At 69.3% G+C, this 4,276-nt stretch carries 4 protein-coding genes; 3 read left to right on the forward strand and 1 reads right to left on the reverse strand.

The window, feature by feature from the left end:
- Window positions 1–375 (reverse strand): helix-turn-helix domain-containing protein (locus AB0J52_RS29765; protein ID WP_500185918.1); only part of this gene is annotated, 375 nt, incomplete at its 3' end.
- A gap of 208 nt (window positions 376–583) precedes the next feature.
- On the opposite strand from AB0J52_RS29765, the gene AB0J52_RS29770 reads away from it, so the two are divergent.
- The 3 genes from AB0J52_RS29770 (at window position 584) to AB0J52_RS29780 (ending at window position 3,731) form a co-directional block, all read left to right on the forward strand.
- The gene (locus AB0J52_RS29770) at window positions 584–1,459 is read left to right on the forward strand and encodes a hypothetical protein (protein ID WP_500185920.1); all 876 of its coding nucleotides are present in this window, start codon (window positions 584–586) and stop codon (window positions 1,457–1,459) included.
- 1,310 nt (window positions 1,460–2,769) lie between these two features.
- Complete coding sequence (locus AB0J52_RS29775) at window positions 2,770–2,958, forward strand: hypothetical protein (protein ID WP_500185922.1); 189 nt, start codon at window positions 2,770–2,772, stop codon at window positions 2,956–2,958.
- On the forward strand, window positions 2,958–3,731 hold the full coding sequence (locus AB0J52_RS29780; RefSeq protein ID WP_500185924.1) for a Crp/Fnr family transcriptional regulator: 774 nt from the start codon (window positions 2,958–2,960) through the stop codon (window positions 3,729–3,731). Before AB0J52_RS29775 ends, AB0J52_RS29780 begins: the two co-directional genes overlap by 1 nt.
- Window positions 3,732–4,276 lie beyond the last annotated feature (545 nt).

A 4,276-nucleotide genomic window follows, 5' to 3' on the forward strand; every position in this document is an offset into this window, starting at 1 on the left:
GGCGCCGTCCGGGCCGGGGGCCGGGTCGGCCACGGCGGTCGCGGTGGGGTTGAGGGGGACTAGCGCGGTGCCCGGCCGAGCTGCGGATGCCTCGGCCTGGAGCGCGGCCTCGGCCTCGCGCAACGCCTGCAGACGCCGGACCCGCCAGGTGTTGAGGTCGCCCCGGCACGCCCGGACGAACCCGTCCAAGACCCGCTCGGACGGGATCTGCTCTCCTCCGGCCGCCTTCGACAGGGCACTTCTGGACACCCCGCAGAGCCGCGCCATTTTCCAGTACGGCAGGTTCCCCGCCTGCTCGCGCAGTTCCCGCAGCTCAAGCGCGAACCGGACCGTCGGCCCGTCGTCGGGGTTGAGTGTCTTCGGCGGCCGCCCCACCCGCTACATCCCCTTCCGTCCCCGCATTCGTGCTGGTCACCGGCATATGGACAACCCTGGCGTCGCTGGCGTGGACAACCGGCAGCACCGATTATCCACAGAAACTCGTGAATGGATAACCGCAGCCTTAAACCGGTGAGGCCGGGCGTTGGAACCGCGACCCGCGTTCGTCCTTGTCACGCCCGGCCAGTCCACGAAAGGCACCGCAATGCGACACCCGACCACCGTCCTACGGCGGATGATCCTGCTGATCGCCGTGGCGATCACCGCGACGCTCGCCGGCGGCGTGGTGAGCCTGGCAGGAACGGCCTACGCCGACCCGGCCGCCCAGGCGCTGCCCACCTTCAACACCGGACCGATCCCCGCCAACAGCCTCCCGCTGCAGACCGGGCCCGGCGGCGACTACCCCATGATCGGCTACGCCCAGCCGTTCACCAGCTACACCGTCGCCTGCTTCTCCACCCCCTCGATCAACCCCGGCGAGCCCGGCCCCTACACCGTTCCCGGCAACGACATGACCGTGGTGTGGGCTCTGCTCGCCAACCCCTCCGCCTCGCCCCCTGTCGGCCCTCCGGCCAACGCCGCCGGCGACCCCGTCGGCTACGTCCGCGCCAGTAATCTCCACACCGGCGGCAACCTTCTGGACCAGGCGCCCCGCTGCGTCAGCGACCCGCCGCCCGCACCCTCTCCGACCCCCCGGACCGACGGCCACCCGGTCGTGGGGCCCCAGCCGCCCGGATCCGACGTCCCCCACTTGATGTGCAAGCACCAGATGCTGGATCCCGGCACCTACACCATCGACTTCACCTCTGAGCCGACCATCGACATCGAGTTCAGCGCCTCCGCGCCGACCACCATCGACGTCAAGGACACCCAGACCGGCGCATCAGGCTCCGGCTTCATCCATCCCGCAACCGGAGCCACCGAGGACCTCAAGTCCTGGCACTTCACCGAAAAGGCCAACGGCACCGGCATCACCCAGCACCTGGTGACCGTCACCGTCACCGGTGCCGTTGTCGAAGGCAGTGTCGGCTACATCGTCCGCTCCACCGGCTGCGGCACCCCCTCGACCCCGCAGAACTAACCCCCGGCCCGACCCCGCTCCCGGGTAAGCACGCCCGCACACCCGGGAGCGAGGGCGCCCCCGCCCCACCACGAGACCGGCGGTAGCTCCTGGCAGGCTGTCGTATCCGACTGTGTCGTATTCCTAAGCCGTGCGGGCCGAAGGGGATGTCGGGCTGGTCGACCGCGACACCGTGCGCGGCACCCACGCCCGCCCGCACTGGACGGCGACCGCCGGCGACCCCGCCGCCGGCCGCTACTACGCCCCGATCCCACTGTGGCCGGACCACGGCGACCCCGACCGCGCCGACGAGGACTCCTGGAAGACCCGCACGGCAGCGGTCACCGCACTGGCCCGCCAGCACGACCCCGTCCTGGCCAGTGACCCGGCGCGGGTGGTGGAGGCGACGCTAGCCCACGCCCTGGAGGAGGACCATGACCCGCGACATCAACGGCAAGCTGGGGGGACGCCGGAACACGGGCGCGCCGGACCGGCCGCAGCGCTGCCGAAGGACGGGGGCCAAGATCGGAGGCAGCACGGGCCCTGTACCCGAACAAAGCTTCGGAGAGGCTCCTTCCACTTTCTTCGCGATGCAATGCGGGCAGCCCCGGCATGTGCCACGGGCAGCACCGTCCACATGCTCGGAGGTATCTCGAACTTCGAGATACCTGCCCGGGTGGGAGTGCGGCTGTTTGCGCCCGCTCCCGAGGAACAAACCCGACGTCAGAGGGCGGCTGGGCCGGGTGCGCGGGCGCACAGTAAAGCATTTGGAGCCGCACGGGAAGGAACGCAGAGTGACCGCCGACTACTCGCGGTAAAAGCAACTTCTAGGAGCTATAAATCACTGCTTATTACTCTGGCGCTGAATAAATAAGTTATAGCAGGTCAGCGTGATGGAGTTTCGCGTAATTCAGGGCGGGCGGCCGGGGAGGTTATCCGCTCGCGGCGTTGAAATCAAGCCTTGCGACACCTGTCGCCGGTCCCACCGCCGCCGCTGCCTAGGATGGGGGGCAGACGTGATCGGGCATCTTGCGGAGGCCGGTCGATCGTCGCAGGTGAAAGGCCCTTGGGGGTGGTAGCCCGGGGGCCTTTTGCCGTACCTGGAGGCAGATGTCGGGCCTGTGGGACTTCCGTGCGTGATCCAAGGCGGGGGGCTAGTTTGGTCCTCGATCCTCGGTGCCACCGATGCTGCGGGTGATGGGGAGGCCGACTTACCACCGGCCCTGGACCTCGTTCGCCCCAGTGTCGGAGGCGCTATCGACCGGCCTCCGCAAGGCCCTGACTCCCACTGGAGGGAGCCCGTGTCCGAGTCTCGTCACTCCCCGGGCACGATGCCTCACAAGATCGGCATCGTGTGCGGCGCCGCGGTCGCCTTGGCGATCGTGATGCTCATCGGCTACATCGTGCACGTGCTTGCCGGGGTCGGCCCGGCGGAGATCGCGACTGTCCTGGCGGCTGTCGTCGGGGTCCTCGGCGTCGTCCCCCTCATTATTCGCGCCCTGCGCACGGACCGGCCGTGATGAATCCCCGCCGCTTCTTCTACGACCAGCTCGACCCGCTCCAGTTCTCCCTGGTCTCAGACATCGCCCGGCTCAGGACCTACAAGCAGGGGGCCAGGCTCTTCCTGCAGGGGAGCCCCGCCACCCGTGTCATGCTCCTCGTGACCGGTCGGGTCCTGCTGGAGACCCGTAGACGCTCGGGAGACCCGACCGGCGTTGGCGTGCTCATCCCCGGCCAGCTGTTCGGCGACGAGGCGATGACCCCGGTGGGGACGGCCAAACGCGAGCACACGGCCCGCGCCATCGACTCTGTCGGCGTACTGGAGATCGACAGCCGGGAGCTGCAGCGCCTGGCGCACGAGGACCCCTGGCTGTGGCGGCACATCTACCACGACGCCGCCGAACGGACGCGGGCCAAGGAGTACTGGATGGCCCAGCTGGCGCATGCCACCGTCGCAGAACGGCTGGCTAGGGCGTTGTTGTTCCTGTACTCGGCCGAGGACGAGTACGTCTTGGGCAGCTGCGATATCCAGGCGGACACCCGACTGCTGGCCGCCTGGGCCGGCACCTCCGTCCGCAGCGTGCAGCGCGTGCTCGTCAGATGGGAAGAGCAGGGCATCGTCGAACGGGGAGCCAAGTTGACGATCCTGGAGCCCGACCGGTTGAAGTCGATCGCCAACATCCCTCGCAAGGCGTCCGGCTTGTCCTTGCCGCGCGAGCGGGCCGAGTTGTCCGCAGCCTGGGATGCCCTCCGGAACAGGTTCGCCGCCCGCCCCGTCCGAAGTGTCGCCTGAGCGAGACCGAACGACCGGCCAAGACTGGTTGAGGACTGCGAAACCCGACGCCGCTCCGCCTTCCGCGGGGCGGCGTCGGCCTGTGCGTCCTGGCCCACGCCGTGACCGCCACGAACGTTGACCCGCCTCACTCGTAGCCCGGCCTTCTGAAGGACGGCCCCCAAGCCGCCGGAGCGGTAGCTTGCTCCCTGCTCATACCGGGCGGGCAGCGTGCCATAGCCGGACGGACGTCCGTCGCCCGGATACGGCCCCGGAGCTGCCCTGCACAGCCCGCGAACGTTGCCAGACCAAAAGGGCGGAGGAGGAGGGGCTTGCCGAGGGGGAGAGGGGCGGCGAGGCGCTCCGCAGGAAGTCGGCTCGGACTCTATCGGAGGAGCTGAGGGGGCGCTGATGCTCGTGCCGGAGAACTGCACACTCAGACATGAGCGACAGCACCGACACAGGCACGGCGAGCGAGGTCACGGTCGGGGCCACGACCGCGACCGAGATGGCCCTGGACGGCCGGACGCTGAGAGTGCCGCGCCGGGACGCGGTCACAGATCGGA

This window comes from Spirillospora sp. NPDC049652 (genome assembly GCF_040675125.1).
Classification (GTDB): domain Bacteria; phylum Actinomycetota; class Actinomycetes; order Streptosporangiales; family Streptosporangiaceae; genus Spirillospora.